The following is a 19,801-nucleotide window of genomic DNA, read 5'->3' on the forward strand; positions in this document are numbered from 1 at the left end:
AATTTCTATGGCACGCATTATTGTTGTTACTTCGGGTAAAGGGGGCGTTGGCAAAACCACCTCCAGCGCGGCCATCGCTACAGGTTTGGCCCAGAAGGGAAAGAAAACTGTCGTTATTGATTTTGATATCGGCCTGCGTAATCTCGATCTGATTATGGGTTGTGAACGCCGCGTCGTTTACGACTTCGTCAACGTTATTCAGGGCGATGCGTCGTTAAATCAGGCGCTAATCAAAGATAAGCGTACCGAAAATCTCTTTATTCTTCCGGCCTCACAAACTCGCGATAAAGACGCGCTGACGCGTGAAGGCGTCGCGAAAGTTCTGGACGATCTGAAAACGATGGAATTCGACTTCATCGTCTGCGACTCTCCGGCGGGTATTGAAACCGGTGCGCTGATGGCCCTGTATTTTGCCGATGAAGCGATTATTACCACCAACCCGGAAGTCTCCTCTGTACGTGACTCTGACCGTATACTGGGTATTCTGGCGTCGAAATCTCGTCGCGCGGAAAACGGTGAAGATCCAATTAAAGAGCATTTGTTGCTGACGCGCTACAACCCTGGCCGCGTTAATAAAGGTGACATGCTGAGCATGGAAGACGTACTGGAAATTCTGCGAATCAAGCTGGTTGGCGTGATTCCTGAAGATCAGTCAGTCCTACGCGCGTCTAACCAGGGTGAGCCGGTTATTCTCGACATCAATGCTGATGCCGGTAAAGCCTATGCTGATACCGTAGACCGTCTGTTGGGAGAAGAACGTCCTTTCCGCTTCATTGAAGAAGAGAAGAAAGGTTTCCTCAAACGCCTGTTCGGAGGATAAGTTATGGCATTACTGGATTTTTTTCTCTCGCGGAAAAAGAGCACAGCGAACATCGCTAAAGAGCGACTGCAGATTATTGTTGCGGAACGTCGTCGTAGTGACGCCGAGCCACATTATTTACCGCAGCTGCGTAAGGATATTCTCGACGTTATCTGTAAGTATGTACAAATTGATCCCGAAATGGTCACGGTACAACTTGAACAAAAAGACGGCGATATTTCGATCCTCGAACTTAACGTGACATTACCTGAAGCAGAAGAGTCTAAATAAGCTCTTTTGTCGCTAAATCATGGTTACGAAAAAGGCAGATTATTCTGCCTTTTTTATTTTCTGTCTCTGACTAACCTATCGAGCATTTATTCCAAAGTAAACTTTGGGTAGTTTTCGGCAAAATAGCGGCGCAAATACTCAACCGTAATACGGATTTTTGCCGACGTCGCCAGCCGGGAGACATAAACAGCCCATATATTGGCGGGTTGATAATACTCAGGCAATATATGCACCAGATGTCCGCTGGCAATGTTGTCGCAAACGTCCCACCACGAACGCAAAGCAATTCCCTGCCCATCCAGACACCATTGATGTACCACTTCGCCATGGTTAGACGACAGCGGCCCCGTAACCTTTATTGAGTGTGCGCCCTCTTTATTACGCATTTGCCAGATACCAAACGGATGGTCGCGTTCTTTAATAACCAGGCAGGGAAAAGTAGAAAGATCGTTCAGTTGTTTCGGCACTCCATGCTGCGCCACAAACTCCGGCGAGGCGCACAGAATACGATAGTTAGTCGCCAGCTTGCGGGCAATCAGGTTCGGCGCGATATCATCCCCGATACGAATATCGAGATCGACGCCCTCATTGACCATATCTACCAGACGGTCTTCAACATCGAACCTCAGTTCTAACTGCGGGTACTCTTTTGCCAGCGCAGACAGCGCCGGAGCGACCACCCGGCGGCCAAAACCAAAGCTACTGATAATTCGTAGCATCCCCTGCGGGATCTGCCTGGCATCGGACAGCTCGTCCATCATCTGATCGACATCCTGCAGGATCCGCTGTGCCCATTCGTAGATCCGCTCCCCCTCTTCCGTGATGGTTACGCGCCGCGTTGTTCGGTGCAACAGCACCACGTTCAGCGTTTGCTCCAACAGGGCAACGCGCTTACTGATAAAAGCCGGAGATACGCCCAGCTCTTCGGCAACGGCGGCAAATCCCGCACGACGGGCAACCAGCATAAAGACGCGTAAATCATTTAGCAGCGGCAGATTATTCATGATCTGTGTTTTATGTTTCACCAGTTAGGGGGATTAACTATTAATCAGTCAATTATAGGATACGGGGAAAGTCAATTTTGATGGCGTACAAGTGAGAGCTGCTATGAAGAAAACCTGTCGTATTGCCGCTATCCCCGGAGATGGCATTGGTAAAGAAGTCCTGCCTGAAGGCATTCAGGTGTTGCAGGCAGCCGCCGAGCGTTGGGGGTTGTCACTCAGCTTTGAGCAAATGGAATGGGCCAGCTGCGAGTACTACGCCCATCACGGAAAGATGATGCCGGATGACTGGCATAAGCAGTTACAATCCTTCGATGCTATCTATTTTGGTGCCGTTGGCTGGCCGGAAACCGTACCGGACCACATCTCATTATGGGGTTCACTGCTTAAGTTTCGCCGCGAATTCGACCAGTATGTCAACCTGCGCCCGGTACGCCTGTTTCCAGGCGTACCTTGCCCGCTGGCAGGCAAGCAGCCAGGTGACATTGATTTCTATGTGGTGCGCGAGAACACCGAGGGAGAATACTCTTCACTCGGCGGACGCGTAAGCGAAGGTACAGAACACGAAGTGGTTATCCAGGAGTCGGTCTTCACCCGTCGCGGTGTGGATCGAATTTTGCGTTACGCTTTCGAGCTGGCGCAAAACCGCCCGCGCAAAACCCTGACCTCGGCGACCAAATCCAATGGACTTGCCATCAGCATGCCGTACTGGGACGAGCGCGTGGAAGCAATGGCGGCTCACTATCCCGAGATCCGTTGGGATAAACAGCATATTGATATACTCTGCGCCCGCTTTGTGATGCAGCCGGAGCGTTTTGACGTGGTGGTTGCCTCCAACCTGTTTGGCGACATCCTTTCCGATCTCGGTCCAGCCTGTACCGGAACGATTGGCATTGCGCCTTCAGCCAACTTAAACCCGGAACGCACCTTCCCGTCTCTGTTCGAGCCAGTACACGGTTCGGCCCCCGATATCTACGGCAAGAACATCGCCAACCCTATAGCGACTATCTGGGCTGGCGCCATGATGCTCGATTTCCTTGGCAACGGTGATGCTAACTATAAAGCCGCCCACGACGGTATTCTGGCGGCAATTGAGCAGGTTATTGCCAGCGGCCCGAAAACACCGGATATGAAAGGCACTGCCACCACGCAACAGGTTGGTGAGGCCATCTCTCGGGCATTGCGTTAGAGGTCAAACCACGGAATATGAGCCGCGTCACTGACGCGGCTTTTTTATGCTTTTTATGGCACCAATAACCTGCGCCAATTCACCTTTTATTATTTCCGTTCTGTGTTTTATTGCTTCACGCATCGAGCAATTGTTTAATTCATGTAAAGAACAAATAATAAAATTGTTAAATACAAGATCACTGATTCCCTACAGCATGATAACAACGACAGGCTAATGCCATACGCGGGCAACTGTGCCCAGGAGATCCCATGTTGAGCAACGTTAAGAAAAAAGACATGCCGCTGATAGCCATCAGTCTGGTGGCTATTCTTTTCATCGCCGCCACACTTAGTCTCTTCCCTCAGCAGTCTGCACAAGTCGCAAATACCCTTTTTAACGGCGTTACCCGGATGCTGGGTTCCGCCGTGCAGATCCTCGTTCTGATGGCGATGGGTCTGGTCGTCTGGCTGGCCACCAGCAAATACGGCAACATTCGTCTGGGAGAAGGAAAAGCGGAATACAGCACGCTGTCCTGGCTGTTTATGTTTATTTGTGCCGGACTAGGTTCCTCCACGCTCTATTGGGGCGTTGCTGAGTGGGCCTATTATTACCAGACCCCAGGTCTGAATATCGCTCCGCACTCGCAAAAAGCGCTGGAATACAGCTTACCCTACTCTTTTTTCCATTGGGGAATCAGCGCCTGGGCGACCTATACGCTGGCTTCATTAACCATGGCCTACCACTTTCATGTGCGGAAAAACAAAGGGCTGAGCCTGTCCGGAATAATCGCCGCTATCACCGGCGTGCATCCGCAGGGCGTCTGGGGCCGGCTGGTTGATTTGATGTTCCTGATCGCCACAGTTGGCGCGTTAACCATCTCTCTGGTTGTCACCGCCGCCACCTTTACCCGTGGTTTATCTGCTCTCACGGGTTTACCGGATAACTTCACAGTACAGGCGTTTGTTATCCTGTTCTCTGGCGGCATTTTCTGTCTGAGCTCCTGGATTGGCATCAACAACGGCTTGCAACGTCTGAGCAAAATGGTCGGCTGGGGGGCGTTTTTACTGCCGCTGCTGGTGCTGATTGTCGGCCCGACCGAGTTCATCACCAACAACATCATTAACGCCATCGGTCTGACGACACAAAACTTTTTGCAGATGAGTCTGTTCACCGACCCGCTCGGCAACGGTGAGTTCACCCGCAACTGGACGGTGTTCTATTGGCTGTGGTGGATCTCCTACACCCCTGGCGTGGCAATGTTTGTCACTCGCGTATCCCGTGGTCGCAAAATCAAAGAGGTTATCTGGGCGTTAATCCTGGGTAGTACCGTTGGCTGCTGGTTCTTCTTTGGCGTGATGGAAAGCTACTCCATTCACCAATTTGTGAACGGTGTGATCGACGTACCGCAGGTTATGGCCACGTTAGGCGGCGAAACAGCCGTACAGCAAGTGTTGATGTCGTTGCCTGCCGGGAAACTGTTCCTGGTGGCGTATCTGGCGATCATGATTATTTTTCTCGCCTCGCATATGGATGCCGTCGCCTACACCATGGCGGCCACCAGCACGCGTAACCTGCAGGAAGGGGAAGATCCGCAGCGTAGCTTACGTCTGTTCTGGTGCGTGGTCATCACCCTGATCCCATTATCGATTTTGTTCACCGGCGCGTCCCTGGAAACCATGAAGACCACGGTGGTTCTGACCGCACTTCCCTTCCTCGCCATTCTGTTGGTGAAGGTTGGCGGTTTTCTTCGCTGGGTACGGCAGGACTATGCCCACGTTCCTGCACATCAAATTGAAGGTCATCTCCCCGAAACGCCAGTGGACGTCCCCGTCGCACCACCGGCCGGGACATTACTCAAAGGCGACAATTAAGCGCCAGTAAAAAATCCTCTTACTCACAAATTAAAGGTATTCCAATGAGCAATCTGAGCCCTGAGTTTATTCTGCCGCAAAATTTCTGTGCCAACCCGCAGGACGCCTGGACTATTCCTGCCCGGTTCTATACCGACCATCAGGCCTTCGAGCACGAGCAGGAGAAAGTGTTCGCTAAGAGCTGGATTTGTGTAGCCCACAGTAGCGAACTGGCGAAACCCAATGATTATGTAACCCGGGAAGTGATTGGCGAGAACATCGTGCTGGTACGTGGTCGCGATAACGTGTTGCGCGCGTTCTACAACGTTTGCCCGCATCGTGGTCATCAACTGTTGAGCGGCGAAGGGAAAGCGAAAAATGTGATTACCTGCCCTTACCACGCCTGGGCATTCAAGCTTGACGGTAACCTGGCGCATGCACGTAACTGCGAAAACGTTGCCAACTTCGACAGTGAGAAAGCACATCTCACCCCGGTACGGCTGGAAGAATATGCCGGATTCGTGTTTATCAACATGGATCCGAACGCGGGCAGCGTAGAAGAACAACTCCCAGGTCTTGCAGACAAAGTTATCGAAGCCTGCCCTGATGTGCATGACCTGAAGCTGGCGGCGCGCTTTACGACCCGAACTCCAGCCAACTGGAAGAATATTGTCGATAACTATCTGGAGTGCTACCACTGCGGCCCGGCTCACCCTGGTTTTTCCGACTCGGTTCAGGTTGATCGTTACTGGCATACTATGCACGGCAACTGGACGCTACAATACGGTTTCGCCAAACCGTCAGAGCAGTCATTTAAGTTCGAAGAGGGTGTTGATGCCGCCTTCCACGGTTTCTGGCTGTGGCCGTGCACCATGCTCAACGTTACGCCAATCAAAGGCATGATGACCGTTATCTACGAATTTCCAGTGGATGCAGAAACTACGCTGCAAAACTATGACATCTACTTCACCAACGAAGAACTGACCGAAGAGCAGAAACAACTGATCGAATGGTATCGCAACGTCTTCCGCCCTGAAGATTTACGTCTGGTTGAAAGCGTCCAAAAAGGGTTGAAATCGCGCGGGTATCGCGGTCAGGGCCGCATTATGGCCGACACCAGCGGCAGCGGTATCTCCGAACATGGCATTGCCCATTTCCATAATCTGGTCGCGCAGGTGTTTCAGGAATAACCAGAGGCTGTAACGACAGGTTCCGGCGCATCGTTAAGCCGCGCCGGACAGATTTTTTAGGGAGTGCCGCAATGTCTGATTATCAAATGCAAGAAGTCCGGGTCAGCCGGATTGAGACGATTACCGCGCAGGTAAAACGCTTTACTTTAACGGCGACATCAGGCGAGCCGTTGCCCGCGTTTCAGGGTGGCAGCCATATTATCGTGCAGATGCGCGATGGCGAGAATCTGTACAGCAATGCTTACTCGCTGATGAGTTCCCCCTTTGATACGAGCGCCTGGCAAATCGCCGTACGACTGGAGGAAGCATCCAAAGGCGGCTCACGATATCTGCATCAAAACGTGAAACCCGGCGACACGCTCACGATCTCCACACCAAACAATCTGTTCGCCCTCGCCCCTCAGGCACAACAACATCTGTTGATTGCCGGAGGTATCGGCATCACACCGTTTTTATCGCATATCCCGGAACTGGAACACTCTAAGGCGCAATGGCAACTGCATTATTGCTCTCCCAGTCAGGACAACTGCGCGTTTTATGACGAACTTCTGCAACACCCCAGCGTCGATCGTATTCATCTGCATCTGTCAAGCGCAGGGACCCGCCTTGATTTATCTCGCCTGCTGGCCGATGTCGAACCCGGAACACATATTTACACCTGCGGTCCAGCAGTGCTCAACGATGCCGTCAGAGAAGCGGCTTCCCTCCATAGACTGGACAGCAATACGCTACATTTCGAACAATTTGCGCTGGAAGATAAAAGCGGTGATGCCTTTACCCTGATTCTGGCGCGTTCCGGACGCGAGTTTGTGGTCCCGGAAGAGATGACCATTTTGCAGGTTATCGAAAATAACAAAGCCGCGCGCGTTGAGTGCCTGTGCCGGGAAGGTGTTTGCGGCACCTGTGAAACGACGATTCTTGAAGGGGAAGCGGATCACCGCGATCAGTATTTCAGCGACGACGAAAAAGCCAGCCAGCAAAGCATGCTTATTTGCTGCTCACGCGCCAAAGGTAAGCGCCTGGTGCTTGATTTGTAGCGTTGCGCAGGCCGGGTTAGCAATGGCGCAACCCGGCGAGCCTGGTGACTTACTGCGGATATTCCTGCAGCAGCGCGTTGAGACGATCGGACATCAGTTCGCCACGCCAACCGGAAACCAACTCCGGCAGGGTCTGCTGCGGCTTTAATTTCCAGTGCCAGTTGAGTAGCTGGTTGATTTGACGGCGTGAAGCCAGCAGTTCGACGCTAAGATTATGCTCAGTACTTACCTCGGCAACCAGCGCCTTAATAGCTTTAAACGCTTTGCGGTATCCAGGCATATCCATCAAATTCAGCAGCGGCTGTGGCAGTGATTCTTCCGGTAAAGCCTGCGCTTTTTCTACCAGAGAAATCAGCGTTTTGCCGTGGAAGCGAATTTCACTACCGGAAAGGCCGAGGCTGTCCAGTTCACCCAGACTCCCTGGCATATAACGAGCGACCGCCCACAGGTGTTCTTCACGCACCACAAAGTTCACCGCCAGATCGCGCTCACGCGCTTTACGCAGTCGCCAGTCGGCAAGCAGTTGCAGGCAGGCCAACTGACGAGTACGCAACTGCCAGGCGTTAGTGATATCGCGCCATGCGTCTTCAGGCGCCAGAACCTCCTGGCGACGCTGCTGCATTAAGCGACATTCGTCCAGTGCGGCTGGCAGCCAGCCGCTGGCTTCAGTTTCAACCATCAGTTTTGTGGTGATCGGTAATAGATACCAGACATCAGCCGCCGCGTACTCACACTGACGCTCGGTCAGCGGTCTGGCCAGCCAGTCGGTGCGGGATTCGCTTTTGTCCAGCGCCACCCCCGTAAACTCTTCCACCATCGCGGCAAACCCCCACGACATCGGACGACCGCAAAAAGCAGCCAGAATTTGTGTATCAATCAACGGCTGCGGCAGTTCGCCAAAAGCGTTGAGAAACACTTCCAGATCTTCGCTACCTGCATGCAGGAATTTGGTGATGGCAGTATCACGCAGAATATCGCGCAGCGGCGACCAGTCGGTGATCCCCTGCGGATCAATCAGAGCAACGTGTTTGCCATCAAACAGCTGGATCAGCCCCAACTGCGGATAATAGGTACGCGTGCGAACAAATTCTGTATCCAGGGCTATCGCCGGAAATTCACGGACGGCTTCGCACAGCGTGGCCAACGCGTCGTCCGTGGTGATCATTTGATAATTCAAATCGTGCTCTCTTAGGTTTGCGCCAAAAAAAACGCCGGATTTCCCGGCGTTTTCTACTGGCTGACTTAACGCTCAGCCTTTATTGTCCACTTTGGCACGCGCTTCGTCACGTAATTCTCGTCGCAAAATTTTACCAACGTTAGATTTCGGCAACTCATCGCGAAACTCCACCAGCTTTGGTACTTTATAGCCCGTCAGGTGACGACGACAGAAAGTGACCAGCGCGTCATCGGTTAACGAGGCATCTTTCTTCACCACGAAAATTTTCACCGCTTCACCGCTGCTGCCGGACGGAACCCCAACAGCAGCCACTTCCTGCACGCCAGGGTGTTGCATAACCACGTCTTCAATTTCATTAGGGTAGACGTTAAAGCCGGACACCAGGATCATATCTTTCTTACGATCGACAATACGCAGGAAGCCTTCATCATCCATCACCGCAATATCGCCGGTGTGCAGCCAGCCGTCTTTGATGATTTCGTCAGTGGCGTCTGGTCGCTGCCAGTAGCCCAGCATCACCTGTGGACCTTTCACACACAGCTCACCCGGTTCTCCCGGCGGCACTTCGTTGTCGTCGTCGTCCACCAGCTTGACCTCAGTGGAGGGAACCGGTAAACCGATACTTCCGCTGTGGTAGTCAATATCGTGAGGGTTGACACTCACCAGCGGGGCGCACTCCGTCAGACCATAGCCTTCCAGCAGATACTGCCCCGTAAGCTTCACCCAACGTTCAGCTACCGCCTGTTGAACCGGCATTCCGCCACCTGCTGAAAGGTGCAGTGACGAGAAGTCCAGTTGCTGAAACTCTTTGTTATTCAGCAGCGCGTTAAACAGCGTATTGACGCCGGTCATCGCGGTAAACGGATACTTCGCCAGCTCTTTTACCAGCCCCGGAATATCACGCGGGTTAGTAATCAGCAGGTTTTGACCACCCAACTCAATAAACAGCAGGCAGTTCATCGTCAGCGCAAAAATGTGATACAGCGGTAGAGCCGTTACCACCAGTTCTTTGCCCGGATGCAGCAATGGGCCGTAGGTGGCGTTAACCTGCTCCAGGTTAGCCAGCATGTTGCGGTGCGTGAGCATCGCGCCTTTCGCCACGCCGGTTGTCCCGCCGGTATATTGCAGAAACGCCAAATCTTCCGACACCACTTCGGGCTTCACATACTGCATGCGATAGCCGTTTTGCAGCGCACTGCGAAATGAGATGGCATCCGGCAGGTGATACTTCGGCACCAGGCGCTTGATGTACTTCACGACAAAGTTAACCAGCGTTCCTTTGGCGGTAGACAGCTGATCGCCCATACGCGTCAGGATCACGTGTTGCACCGACGTTTTGTCGACCACCTTTTCCAGCGTATGAGCAAAGTTAGATACGATGACAATCGCCGACGCGCCGCTGTCGTTGAGCTGATGTTCCAGCTCGCGAGGCGTATACAACGGGTTCACGTTCACGACGATCATGCCGGCACGTAAAATCCCAAACAGTGCGACCGGATATTGCAGCAGATTCGGCATCATCAGCGCGACGCGATCGCCCTTTTTCAGCCCGAGCCCCTGTTGCAAATATGCGGCAAACGCACGGCTACGCTCTTCAAGCTTGCGGAAGGTCATCACCTCCCCCATGTTTACAAACGCAGGCTGATCGGCATACCGTCTTACTGAGTGTTCAAAGAGTTCCACCAGGGATTGATAACGGTCAGGATTGATCTCCGCAGGAACACCAGCGGGATAACGGTTAAGCCAAACCTTTTTCAATACATCACCTCTAAAATGCGTATTCGTCGTCATCACAACCCCAGGCAATAAACAAACTGTTAACATAATATTAACTCAGCGTACCAGTTTGTTTATTACACAACGACAAGGTTGCGAAGCACGTCACTATTTATTTTTCTTATATCCACGTTAATGCAGAAACAGCGGACGAGCCGCTGTTTCTTTTACCATTAAAACAAAGAGTTACTCTGTTACTATGGTCTGAACCTGTGCCGGGCCGGGATTGTACCAGCCCCATCCGCCGTAGCCACCGTAAGGCCAGCCACGCGCACCGTAGAACCAGGGGTCGATAGGCTGAGGCGGCATGACAATCTGCTGAGTAATATGCCAGCGTTTATAACCAGTTACCTGCATCAGCATGAATTTATACGGCGTATTACCGATTTTTCCGTCCACTGTACCGCTTATCGGGCCGACGACGGTGACCAGTTGCCCGCGAAAGTCCACCGGGTCAAGGAAGCCATTTACATCAGCATATATCCGCCCACGAGAGGCTTCACCCAGCACGGGGCGTGCACCGCTATCGAGCGGAACGGTGGCAATTTCCAGACGGGATTTTCCCTGCTGGTTCTGAATATCCACCACTTTGCCGCCGAAACGCGCTTCCTGTCCGACATACAGCTGCGGCGCATTCATCACCCGCACCAGATCCTGCTGCGGCATCGGGCTCGAACCTTTAATCGCATCCGGGATGGTGACGCAGCCGCTAAGCATTAACGCTAAGGCCCCCGCCAACACACCTTTCAATAACTGCTTTTGCACCGCCATATTGTGACTCCCTTTTCTTAGCTTCTGCCCCGGCCTGTTCACAATGCTGTGCACTGACGACTGTACGTCTTAGCCGGGGTTCTACTACTAAGATTCATTCTTTACCGGGAAGTTTCTTCCACGCCACGGTGTTACGTAAATAAACCGGTTCAGCGTGTTCGACCGCTACGGTCTCACCCGCAGCCAGCATTTGCGTGGCGACGGGCAGCATGTCTTCAGCCGCTGGAAGCAGCACGTCACCATCGCTGAGCGTCAGCCCGCTGTCTTTACCAAGCTCAGGCCATGCCGGCCAGCCCGTCCCGACCGTCACCCAGTCGCCAGACAGCTGCAATAAACGCTCATGTACCTGCTCGGGGGTTAACACCGCTTCGGTTTCTTCACCGTGCCAGTTACCGTTGTCATCACGCTGGTATTCGGCCCAGTAGACTTCGCCCATTCGCGCGTCAATCGCCGCCAGCACGCGAGTCGCGCCCGACTTACGCCAGGCGCCCTGCGCCATGGTAGCCAGGGTGGAGACGCCGATCATCGGTAAGTTTGCGCCTAACGCCAGCCCCTGAGCAATGCCAATACCGATACGCACGCCGGTGAAACTGCCGGGACCGCGACCAAACGCCAGGGCGTCGATATCGGTTAACGTGAGATCGCCAGCGGCCAGGATTTCCTGAACCATCGGTAAAATTCGTTGGGTGTGTTCTCGTGGGCAAAGCTCAAAGAGAGCCTTGATAGTACCGTCATTCCACAGGGCAACAGAGCACGCCTCTGTGGCGGTATCGATAGCCAGAATTCGCATGGGTGTTTGTGATCAGATCAATAAATTTGGCGCGCATCTTACCACACTCCGTAACAAATTACTCAGTCGTTGGTATGGCAAGAAAGCGAACCGCGCGAGCGATGTCACGCGTCCGCGGCGCAGGAGGAAGACTCGCCAGGAAGGTGGCGCCGTATGGCCGCATAACCAGACGATTGTCGCAAATCACCAGCACGCCGCGATCGTCAGCATCACGTATCAGACGCCCTACACCCTGCTTCAGGGTGATTACCGCATCCGGCAACTGGACGTCTTCAAACGGATCGCCGCCGCGCAGTCGACAATCCTCCATTCGGGCTTTTAACAGCGGGTCGTCCGGCGAGGTAAATGGCAGTTTATCGATTATCACCAGCGACAGCGTATCGCCGCGCACGTCCACGCCCTCCCAGAAGCTGCTGGTGGCAACCAGTAGCGCATTACCTGCGCTGACAAACTGCTGTAGCAGTTGTCCTTTGCTGGTTTCGCCCTGCAGCAGTACGGGAAGCGTCATGGTAGCGCGGAATTGCTCCGCCAGATCGCGCATCATCGCGTGCGAAGTGCACAGCATAAAACAGCGACCGTTGTTCGCTTCGATAACAGGTCGCAGCATGGATGCTAACTGGCGTGCAGCCCCCGGCTGGTTGGTTTGCGGGAGATTACGCGGTACGCACAGCAGCGCCTGGCGCGTGTAATCAAATGGGCTTGGCAGCAGCATCGACTCGGCATCTTCAATACCCAGTCGTGCAGTGAAATGATGAAGGTCATCGTTTACCGACAGCGTCGCGGAAGTAAAAATCCAGCAGCCCGGCTTTTGTTCCATCACTTCTTTGAATTTATCCGCCACCGTAAGCGGTGTCAGCGCGAGGGTAAAATGGCGGGAGGTGCATTCATACCAGTAGCTGAAGCCTGGCTGGTTGATCTCTTTCAGGCGCTTCAGACGCGCACGATAAAGCGTGGCGCGCTCAAACGCGGCATCCAGCAACGCCGAACGCCCGAGGGACAGCTTCGCCACGTCATAACACAGCTCCAGCGTGTCATCGAGCAGCAAAAACGCGCGCTGTACGCGCTGGTCGACCAGCAGTTCCCGCAGGTTTCCGCGATAGCCCGGCTCACCAAGCTGCAAGCGGAAGTCCTGAGCGCTTTGTGCAAGGCGATCGGCGCACTTTTGCAGCTGCTGAGTGTCTTTCAGCTCGGTGCGATAGGCAATGGTGATGTCTTTCGCCAGGTCTAACAGCTGGCGACTGGAGAGCGATTGACCAAAGTACTGGCTGGCGATATCCGGTAACTGATGCGCTTCATCGAAGATCATCACATCAGCTTCCGGGATCAGTTCGCCAAACCCGCTCTCTTTTACCACCATATCGGCGAGAAACAGATGATGGTTAACCACGACGACATCCGCATTCATCGCTTTTTTACGCGCTTTAACGACAAAACACTCTTTATACAGCGGGCAGTCGCTGCCCAGACAGTTGTCATTAGTGCTGGTCACCAGCGGCCAGGCCTGAGAGTCTTCCGCCACGCTGACGCAGGTGCTGATGTCCCCATCAAGGGTTTGATTTGACCAGGAGCGCAGCAGAATGACGTCGCTTAACGTTTGTACCGGCAAGTCGCCACCCGCCAGCGCCTGCTGTTCAAGACGCTCAAGGCACAGATAGTTTGAACGCCCTTTCAGCAGCGCCAGTTTACCGGTGAACTTCAGTGCTTTAGCGACGGTCGGGAGGTCGCGGCTGTATAGCTGATCCTGTAACGCCTTCGAGCCCGTGGAGACAATGACCTTCTTTCCGGCACGCAGCGCTGGGGCAAGATAAGCGTAGGTTTTACCCGTTCCGGTTCCGGCTTCTACCACCAGCGGTTGTGATTTTTCGATGGCATGACTGACGGCGATGGCCATCTGCCGCTGTGGTTCTCGCGGTTTAAAACCCGGTATCGCTTTAGCCAACTGACCGTCTGCTGCAAAATCGTCCGTCACACTGCCCCCTGTTCATTTGAACAGGGATTATGTCAGGCCAGCGGGTCTTTCGCCAGTTGAAGAGGTGACGTGGGCACAACATTATGGCAGTCTTGGCGCAACCCAAAGCTATTATGAAAAAACGTAAATGAGGAATGATTTATGACGATTGTGCGCATTGATGCCGAAGCGCGTTGGTCCGACGTGGTAATCCACAACAACACGCTGTATTACACCGGCGTGCCGGAAAATCTGGATGCAGACGCCTTTGAGCAGACGGCAAATACGCTGGCGCAAATTGATGCGGTGCTGGAAAAACAAGGCAGCAACAAGTCACGTATTCTTGATGCCACCCTATTTTTGGCAGACAAAAACGATTTTGCCGCCATGAATAAAGCCTGGGACGCGTGGGTCGTTGCTGGCCACGCGCCGGTACGTTGTACCGTTCAGGCCGGATTGATGAACCCGAAATACAAAGTTGAGATTAAGATAATCGCTGCAGTTTAAGCGGCGTTATTCGTCTTCATCTTCAAAACGCGCCACGATCCGCTCGCCGGTATGACTGGCGCGTAACTCTTCAGCAACCAGAGCAATGGCTTGTCCGCTGCTCATCCCCTGCGACATCAGCTCCTGAATTCGCTCTACCGCTTTTTGCTGCTGCTCATGACTGAGTGAAGGTAAACCTGCAAACATTGTTAACTCCTGCTAAATTGTCTGCGCTAATTATTTCATGCTACCGGGCAGTTAGCCAGTAGAGTAGCAACGAGTCAGGACTGATGAAGACGTTATCTCCCGCAGTAATCACATTACCCTGGCGTCAGGACGCCGCTGAACGCTATTTTTCGACATTAAGCCATCTGCCCTGGGCGATGCTGCTGCATTCAGGTCAAGCCGACCATCCGCATAACCGCTTTGATATTCTGGTGGCGGATCCCGTCACCACGTTGGTTACACGTGCTGAAGAGACCGTAGTGCAGGACGGGCACGCAATCACGCGCTCGCTTGATGATCCAATGACGGTATTACATTCCGCGCTAGCTGCACACAAGATTCACCCCGAGTATCACCCGGATCTGCCGTTTCAGGGCGGCGCGTTAGGTCTATTTGGCTACGACCTTGGCCGACGCTTTGAATCTCTGCCCACTATTGCTGAGCGAGATATTACGCTACCGGATATGGCCGTTGGCATTTACGACTGGGCGCTGATTGTTGACCACCAGTTGCAGACCGTATCGCTGCTCAGCCATACCGATGTCGAGGCTCGCCTGAAATGGCTCGACGCGCAACAACCGCCAACGCGTGAGCCGTTTACATTGACCTCGGCGTGGCAGTCCAATATGAGCCGCGCCCGGTATGGCGAAAAATTCCGCCAGGTACAGGGCTATCTGCACAGCGGCGATTGTTACCAGGTCAACCTCGCGCAGCGTTTTCAAGCGCATTACGAGGGGGATGAGTGGCAGGCATTTGTCAAACTCAATCACGCTAACCGCGCCCCGTTCAGCGCGTTTATTCGTCTTGAGGAAGGCGTTATCCTCAGCCTTTCGCCAGAACGTTTTATTCTGCTGGAGAACCAGCATATCCAGACCCGTCCTATTAAAGGTACGTTGCCCAGGCTTGAAGATGCCGATGCCGATCGTGAGCAGGCCCGGCGGCTGGCGAATTCGCCGAAGGATCGTGCGGAGAACCTGATGATCGTCGATTTGATGCGTAATGATATTGGCCGCGTTGCCGTACCGGGTTCGGTACAGGTTCCGGAGCTGTTTGTCGTCGAACCGTTCCCTGCCGTTCATCATTTGGTCAGCACCATTACCGCACGTCTGCCAGAGTCATTACACGCCACCGATCTGCTACGCGCCGCCTTCCCCGGCGGCTCTATTACCGGTGCGCCGAAAGTGCGGGCGATGGAAATTATTGACGAACTGGAGCCACAAAGACGTAATGCCTGGTGCGGCAGCATCGGTTATCTGAGTTTCTGCGGCAATATGGATACCAGCATCACCATTCGCACACTGACAGCCACAAACGGACAAATTTATTGTTCCGCTGGCGGCGGCATAGTGGCGGACAGTCAGGAAGACGCTGAATATCAGGAAACATTTGATAAAGTGAATCGTATTTTGCACCAACTGGAGAACTGAGACGTGGAATACAGCAGCCTGACGCTTGATGATTTTTTATCGCGCTTCCAACTCCTGCGCCCGCAGGTCAACCATGCCGCGTTAAACCAGCGCCAGGCCGCCGTACTGATCCCAGTCGTGCGTCGTCCACAGCCGGGGTTGTTGTTAACCCAGCGTTCCGTTCACCTGCGCAAGCACGCCGGACAGGTCGCCTTCCCCGGTGGGGCGGTGGATAGCAGTGATGCCTCGTTAATTGCCGCCGCCCTTCGCGAGGCACAGGAGGAGGTGGCGATCCCACCTTCATGCGTAGAAGTGATCGGTGTTCTGCCGCCGGTCGACAGCGTGACCGGTTTCCAGGTCACCCCAGTGGTAGGCATTATCCCGCCTAATCTGCCTTATCGCGCCAGTGAAGATGAAGTTTCAGCAGTGTTCGAAATGCCGCTGGCCCAGGCCCTGCATTTAGGTCGTTACCACCCGTTGGATATTTACCGTCGTGGCGATTCACATCGCGTATGGCTTTCCTGGTATGAGCAATATTTCGTCTGGGGAATGACTGCCGGAATAATTCGTGAGCTGGCGCTGCAAATTGGCGTCAAGGCCTGACTATACTTATCTTTACGCGCGCCATAGACAACTTGAAACTCAGGTCACAACATTAGTAAAACCGCGGTTATCTATTAGTTTAATTCATGTGAATAGTTAAGCCGATCGCCGCGTTCCCTCTTACACTATGCGCAGTTATAACATCGTTACTGGAAAGCCCAGTCGCCCTGTAGGAGTATTATCGTGATTAGTCTATTCGACATGTTTAAGGTGGGGATTGGTCCCTCATCTTCCCATACCGTAGGGCCTATGAAGGCGGGTAAACAGTTCGTCGATGACCTGGTCGAAAAAGGATTACTGGACAGCGTTACTCGTGTCGCCGTCGACGTGTATGGTTCACTGTCGCTCACGGGTAAAGGTCACCACACCGATATCGCCATTATTATGGGTCTGGCGGGCAATGAGCCTGCTACCGTGGATATTGATAGCATCCCCGGATTTATCCGCGACGTAGAAATGCGTGGACGCCTGCTGCTTGCACAGGGTCAGCACGAAGTGGATTTCCCGCAGAATGACGGGATGCGTTTTCACAACGGCAACCTGCCGCTGCATGAAAACGGAATGCAGATCCATGCGTACAATGGCGAAACCGTCATTTATAGCAAAACCTACTACTCAATCGGCGGTGGATTCATCGTTGATGAAGAACATTTTGGTCAGGATGCCGCGGGCGAGGTCAGCGTGCCTTATCCGTTCAAATCCGCGACTGAAATGCTGGAGTACTGTAATAGCACCGGCCTGTCTCTCTCTGGCATGGCGATGCAGAACGAACTTGCTCTGCACAGCAAAAAAGAGATTGAAGAGTACTTTGGCCACGTCTGGCAAACCATGCAGGCCTGTATCGATCGTGGCATGAACACCGAAGGTGTGTTGCCGGGTCCGCTGCGCGTTCCTCGTCGTGCTTCAGCTCTGCGTCGTATGCTGGTTTCCAGCGATAAGCTGTCCAACGATCCGATGAACGTGATCGACTGGGTGAACATGTTCGCCCTGGCCGTTAACGAAGAAAACGCCGCGGGCGGTCGCGTAGTGACAGCGCCAACCAACGGTGCCTGCGGTATCGTGCCTGCGGTACTGGCCTATTACGATCATTTCATCGAGTCCGTCAGCCCGGATATCTATACCCGCTATTTCCTGGCGGCCGGTGCAATTGGCGCGTTGTACAAAATGAACGCCTCAATCTCTGGTGCAGAAGTAGGTTGTCAGGGTGAAGTGGGCGTAGCCTGCTCCATGGCTGCCGCTGGTCTGGCTGAACTGTTGGGCGCGAGCCCTGAGCAGGTGTGTGTTGCTGCCGAAATCGGCATGGAACATAACCTCGGCTTAACCTGCGATCCGGTTGCCGGTCAGGTACAGGTTCCGTGCATTGAGCGTAACGCCATTGCTTCAGTGAAGGCGATCAACGCTGCGCGTATGGCAATGCGCCGTACCAGCGCGCCGCGCGTCTCGCTGGATAAAGTCATTGAGACCATGTACGAAACAGGTAAAGACATGAACGCCAAATACCGCGAAACGTCACGCGGTGGCCTGGCAATCAAAGTTCAATGTGACTAATACTTAATTTTCGCCCATCTGCGACGGATGGGCGAATTTGCCCCCTCTCCCTCGTCTACTGTAATTTTCCCCACTACACTTGCTCTGTTGCTGTTGGCTTCTGTGACCAACGGCTTATCGGGCGGCCCGCATGCAAACAGCACAACGGATCATTAAAAATTATCGCCGGAATCGCTTAATCGTCTGCACAGTATGTGCACTACTGACGCTCATCCTCACATTAACTGTTCGATTTATTTCGGAGCGTAATTTAAATCACCGAAATATCGTCACCTTTGCCAACCATGCTGTAGAAGAACTGGATGACGTACTTTTACCCTTGCAGACCGGACGTGATGTATTGCTGCCGTTAATTGGCCTCCCCTGCTCAGTGGCACGTTTACCGTTAAGCAAACATGCCGCAAGACTGCAAACGGTGCGTTCTATTAATCTGATTCAAAGCGGGATCCTCTATTGCTCCAGCATTTTTGGGTATCGCAATGTCCCCATTCGTCAACTACAGCCCGAATTACCCAGCCGGGAACCGCAACTGCTGCTGTCTACTGACCATTCACTGATAAAAGGTAGCCCGATTCTGACGCAATGGTATCCATCCTCTGCCGATGGTGAAGATGGCGTGCTGGAAATCGTCAATATTGATTTATTGTCGTCTATGTTGCTTGAACCCCAGCCGCCGCAGATCACCGATGCCAGCTTAACCGTTGGTAATCGGCATCTACTGTATGATCAAGGTGTGGTCGATACTCTGCCTAAGCTAAATGATGAAAAACGCTACCAGCTGTCATCTCAACATTTCCCGTTTACCATTAGCGTCACCGGCCCCGGTCCCAGTGAACTGGCGATTAAACATCTGCCAACACAGCTGCCGCTGGCGGTGATCCTAAGTTTATTAGTGGGTTACCTGGCATGGCTGGCGACCGCCAGCAGAATGAGTTTTTCCTGGGAGATTAATCTGGCCCTTGCTGCTCGGGAATTCGAGCTATTTTGCCAGCCGCTGCTTAATGCGCAAACCCAGCAATGCATGGGCGTGGAGATTCTTCTACGCTGGAATAACCCACGCCAGGGTTGGATCTCTCCGGAAGTGTTTATTCCCATCGCTGAGGAGCACAACCTGATTGTGCCGCTAACCCGTCATGTCATCGCAGAAACCATTCAGCAAAGACACGTTTTCCCGATGAGCAGTCAGTTTCATATTGGGATTAATGTCGCCGCCAGCCATTTTCGTAACGGCACGCTGCTAAAAGATCTTAATCAGTACTGGTTTAGCCAGCACCCAATCCAGCAGTTGGTTATCGAACTGACCGAACGAGATGCGTTACTGGATGTGGATTATCGGGTCGTACGCGAATTAAATCGTCTTGGCGTAAAACTGGCAATTGATGATTTCGGTACCGGTAACAGCTCACTCTCCTGGCTGGAAAAACTCCGCCCGGATGTGCTGAAGATCGATAAATCATTTACTTCGGCAATAGGAACAGACGCCGTGAACTCAACCGTCACAGACATCATTATCGCTTTGGGGAAAAAATTGAATATAGAACTGGTGGCGGAAGGCGTTGAAACCCAGGCGCAGGCTCAGCATTTGCGCCGACACGGCGTACATTTGTTGCAAGGTTTTTTGTACGCAAAGCCAATGCCGCTGCGTGATTTCCCAAAATGGCTGGCGGGCAGCACGCCGCCGCCCACCCGACATAACGGGCGACACAGTATGCCCGTCATGCCGTTTCGCTAA

18 protein-coding genes are annotated in these 19,801 nt (G+C 53.2%); 11 read left to right on the top strand and 7 right to left on the bottom strand.

The features are described from left to right. Positions 1 to 7 precede the first annotated feature (7 nt). Both minD and minE read left to right on the top strand, forming a co-directional pair. Positions 8 to 820: a septum site-determining protein MinD gene (gene minD, locus OGY08_RS19535; RefSeq protein ID WP_003020956.1), complete on the top strand. Its 813-nt coding sequence runs from the start codon at positions 8 to 10 to the stop codon at positions 818 to 820. Positions 821 to 823: 3 nt separating this feature from the next. Next, the gene (gene minE, locus OGY08_RS19540; protein WP_003833739.1) at positions 824 to 1,090 is read left to right on the top strand and encodes a cell division topological specificity factor MinE; all 267 of its coding nucleotides are present in this window, start codon (positions 824 to 826) and stop codon (positions 1,088 to 1,090) included. 86 nt (positions 1,091 to 1,176) lie between these two features. On the opposite strand, the gene OGY08_RS19545 is transcribed toward minE, so the two are convergent. After that, positions 1,177 to 2,094, bottom strand: coding sequence for a LysR family transcriptional regulator (locus tag OGY08_RS19545; RefSeq protein WP_003833741.1), 918 nt, complete (start codon positions 2,092 to 2,094; stop codon positions 1,177 to 1,179). A gap of 103 nt (positions 2,095 to 2,197) precedes the next feature. Here OGY08_RS19545 and OGY08_RS19550 point away from each other — a divergent pair, with 103 nt between their 5' ends. The 4 genes from OGY08_RS19550 to OGY08_RS19565 all read left to right on the top strand — a co-directional run bounded on the left by OGY08_RS19550 (position 2,198) and on the right by OGY08_RS19565 (position 7,339). Continuing rightward, a complete protein-coding gene (locus OGY08_RS19550) occupies positions 2,198 to 3,280 on the top strand; it encodes a tartrate dehydrogenase (protein ID WP_032943750.1) in 1,083 nt (360 codons plus the stop codon). Between the two features lie 251 nt (positions 3,281 to 3,531). Further along, a complete protein-coding gene (locus OGY08_RS19555; protein WP_008785019.1) occupies positions 3,532 to 5,133 on the top strand; it encodes a BCCT family transporter in 1,602 nt (533 codons plus the stop codon). A gap of 44 nt (positions 5,134 to 5,177) precedes the next feature. Then, entirely contained in the window at positions 5,178 to 6,302 is a 1,125-nt protein-coding gene (gene yeaW / locus OGY08_RS19560) for a carnitine monooxygenase, oxygenase subunit YeaW (protein WP_003833746.1), read from the top strand. Between the two features lie 71 nt (positions 6,303 to 6,373). Further along, positions 6,374 to 7,339: a PDR/VanB family oxidoreductase gene (locus OGY08_RS19565; RefSeq protein WP_032943752.1), complete on the top strand. Its 966-nt coding sequence runs from the start codon at positions 6,374 to 6,376 to the stop codon at positions 7,337 to 7,339. A gap of 49 nt (positions 7,340 to 7,388) precedes the next feature. On the opposite strand, the gene rnd is transcribed toward OGY08_RS19565, so the two are convergent. From rnd to yoaA, 5 genes are all read right to left on the bottom strand, one after another. Next, complete coding sequence (gene rnd / locus OGY08_RS19570; RefSeq protein WP_032943754.1) at positions 7,389 to 8,504, bottom strand: ribonuclease D; 1,116 nt, start codon at positions 8,502 to 8,504, stop codon at positions 7,389 to 7,391. 84 nt (positions 8,505 to 8,588) lie between these two features. Continuing rightward, positions 8,589 to 10,274, bottom strand: a complete 1,686-nt coding sequence (gene fadD, locus OGY08_RS19575) for a long-chain-fatty-acid--CoA ligase FadD (protein ID WP_125362605.1) — start codon at positions 10,272 to 10,274, stop codon at positions 8,589 to 8,591. Between the two features lie 204 nt (positions 10,275 to 10,478). Next, positions 10,479 to 11,063, bottom strand: coding sequence for a Slp family lipoprotein (locus OGY08_RS19580; protein WP_003020975.1), 585 nt, complete (start codon positions 11,061 to 11,063; stop codon positions 10,479 to 10,481). Between the two features lie 94 nt (positions 11,064 to 11,157). Beyond that, positions 11,158 to 11,853, bottom strand: coding sequence for a tRNA (adenosine(37)-N6)-threonylcarbamoyltransferase complex dimerization subunit type 1 TsaB (gene tsaB / locus OGY08_RS19585; protein ID WP_057066805.1), 696 nt, complete (start codon positions 11,851 to 11,853; stop codon positions 11,158 to 11,160). Positions 11,854 to 11,911: 58 nt separating this feature from the next. Continuing rightward, a complete protein-coding gene (gene yoaA / locus OGY08_RS19590) occupies positions 11,912 to 13,822 on the bottom strand; it encodes a DNA repair helicase YoaA (RefSeq protein ID WP_125362606.1) in 1,911 nt (636 codons plus the stop codon). A 141-nt stretch (positions 13,823 to 13,963) separates the two neighbouring features. Here yoaA and OGY08_RS19595 point away from each other — a divergent pair, with 141 nt between their 5' ends. Beyond that, positions 13,964 to 14,308 (top strand): RidA family protein, encoded by a 345-nt coding sequence (locus tag OGY08_RS19595; protein ID WP_003020984.1) that lies wholly within the window; start codon positions 13,964 to 13,966, stop codon positions 14,306 to 14,308. 6 nt (positions 14,309 to 14,314) lie between these two features. Here OGY08_RS19595 and OGY08_RS19600 read toward each other — a convergent pair whose 3' ends face one another. Further along, entirely contained in the window at positions 14,315 to 14,494 is a 180-nt protein-coding gene (locus OGY08_RS19600; protein WP_003020986.1) for a YoaH family protein, read from the bottom strand. A gap of 83 nt (positions 14,495 to 14,577) precedes the next feature. Between OGY08_RS19600 and pabB the strand changes: the two genes are divergently transcribed. The 4 genes from pabB (at position 14,578) to pdeD (ending at position 19,801) form a co-directional block, all read left to right on the top strand. Beyond that, on the top strand, positions 14,578 to 15,939 hold the full coding sequence (gene pabB / locus OGY08_RS19605) for an aminodeoxychorismate synthase component 1 (RefSeq protein ID WP_071446194.1): 1,362 nt from the start codon (positions 14,578 to 14,580) through the stop codon (positions 15,937 to 15,939). A gap of 3 nt (positions 15,940 to 15,942) precedes the next feature. Continuing rightward, complete coding sequence (locus OGY08_RS19610; RefSeq protein ID WP_071446192.1) at positions 15,943 to 16,521, top strand: CoA pyrophosphatase; 579 nt, start codon at positions 15,943 to 15,945, stop codon at positions 16,519 to 16,521. A gap of 183 nt (positions 16,522 to 16,704) precedes the next feature. Next, entirely contained in the window at positions 16,705 to 18,069 is a 1,365-nt protein-coding gene (gene sdaA / locus OGY08_RS19615) for an L-serine ammonia-lyase (RefSeq protein WP_100272287.1), read from the top strand. Between the two features lie 130 nt (positions 18,070 to 18,199). Further along, entirely contained in the window at positions 18,200 to 19,801 is a 1,602-nt protein-coding gene (gene pdeD, locus OGY08_RS19620; protein ID WP_008785025.1) for a cyclic di-3',5'-guanosine monophosphate phosphodiesterase PdeD, read from the top strand.

This window comes from Citrobacter sp. Cpo069 (genome assembly GCF_030332785.1).
GTDB classification, from domain to species: domain Bacteria; phylum Pseudomonadota; class Gammaproteobacteria; order Enterobacterales; family Enterobacteriaceae; genus Citrobacter; species Citrobacter portucalensis.

Excerpts from the sequence above, each read along its gene's own strand:
- OGY08_RS19550 (WP_032943750.1), top strand. The coding sequence starts at position 2,198 with ATGAAGAAAACCTGTCGTATTGCCGCTATCCCCGGAGATGGCATTGGT.
- rnd (WP_032943754.1), bottom strand. The coding sequence starts at position 8,504 with ATGATCACCACGGACGACGCGTTGGCCACGCTGTGCGAAGCCGTCCGT.
- OGY08_RS19555 (WP_008785019.1), top strand. The coding sequence starts at position 3,532 with ATGTTGAGCAACGTTAAGAAAAAAGACATGCCGCTGATAGCCATCAGT.
- OGY08_RS19600 (WP_003020986.1), bottom strand. The coding sequence starts at position 14,494 with ATGTTTGCAGGTTTACCTTCACTCAGTCATGAGCAGCAGCAAAAAGCG.
- OGY08_RS19565 (WP_032943752.1), top strand. The coding sequence starts at position 6,374 with ATGTCTGATTATCAAATGCAAGAAGTCCGGGTCAGCCGGATTGAGACG.
- pabB (WP_071446194.1), top strand. The coding sequence starts at position 14,578 with ATGAAGACGTTATCTCCCGCAGTAATCACATTACCCTGGCGTCAGGAC.
- yeaW (WP_003833746.1), top strand. The coding sequence starts at position 5,178 with ATGAGCAATCTGAGCCCTGAGTTTATTCTGCCGCAAAATTTCTGTGCC.
- OGY08_RS19595 (WP_003020984.1), top strand. The coding sequence starts at position 13,964 with ATGACGATTGTGCGCATTGATGCCGAAGCGCGTTGGTCCGACGTGGTA.
- OGY08_RS19545 (WP_003833741.1), bottom strand. The coding sequence starts at position 2,094 with ATGAATAATCTGCCGCTGCTAAATGATTTACGCGTCTTTATGCTGGTT.
- minD (WP_003020956.1), top strand. The coding sequence starts at position 8 with ATGGCACGCATTATTGTTGTTACTTCGGGTAAAGGGGGCGTTGGCAAA.
- OGY08_RS19580 (WP_003020975.1), bottom strand. The coding sequence starts at position 11,063 with ATGGCGGTGCAAAAGCAGTTATTGAAAGGTGTGTTGGCGGGGGCCTTA.
- tsaB (WP_057066805.1), bottom strand. The coding sequence starts at position 11,853 with ATGCGAATTCTGGCTATCGATACCGCCACAGAGGCGTGCTCTGTTGCC.
- pdeD (WP_008785025.1), top strand. The coding sequence starts at position 18,200 with ATGCAAACAGCACAACGGATCATTAAAAATTATCGCCGGAATCGCTTA.
- minE (WP_003833739.1), top strand. The coding sequence starts at position 824 with ATGGCATTACTGGATTTTTTTCTCTCGCGGAAAAAGAGCACAGCGAAC.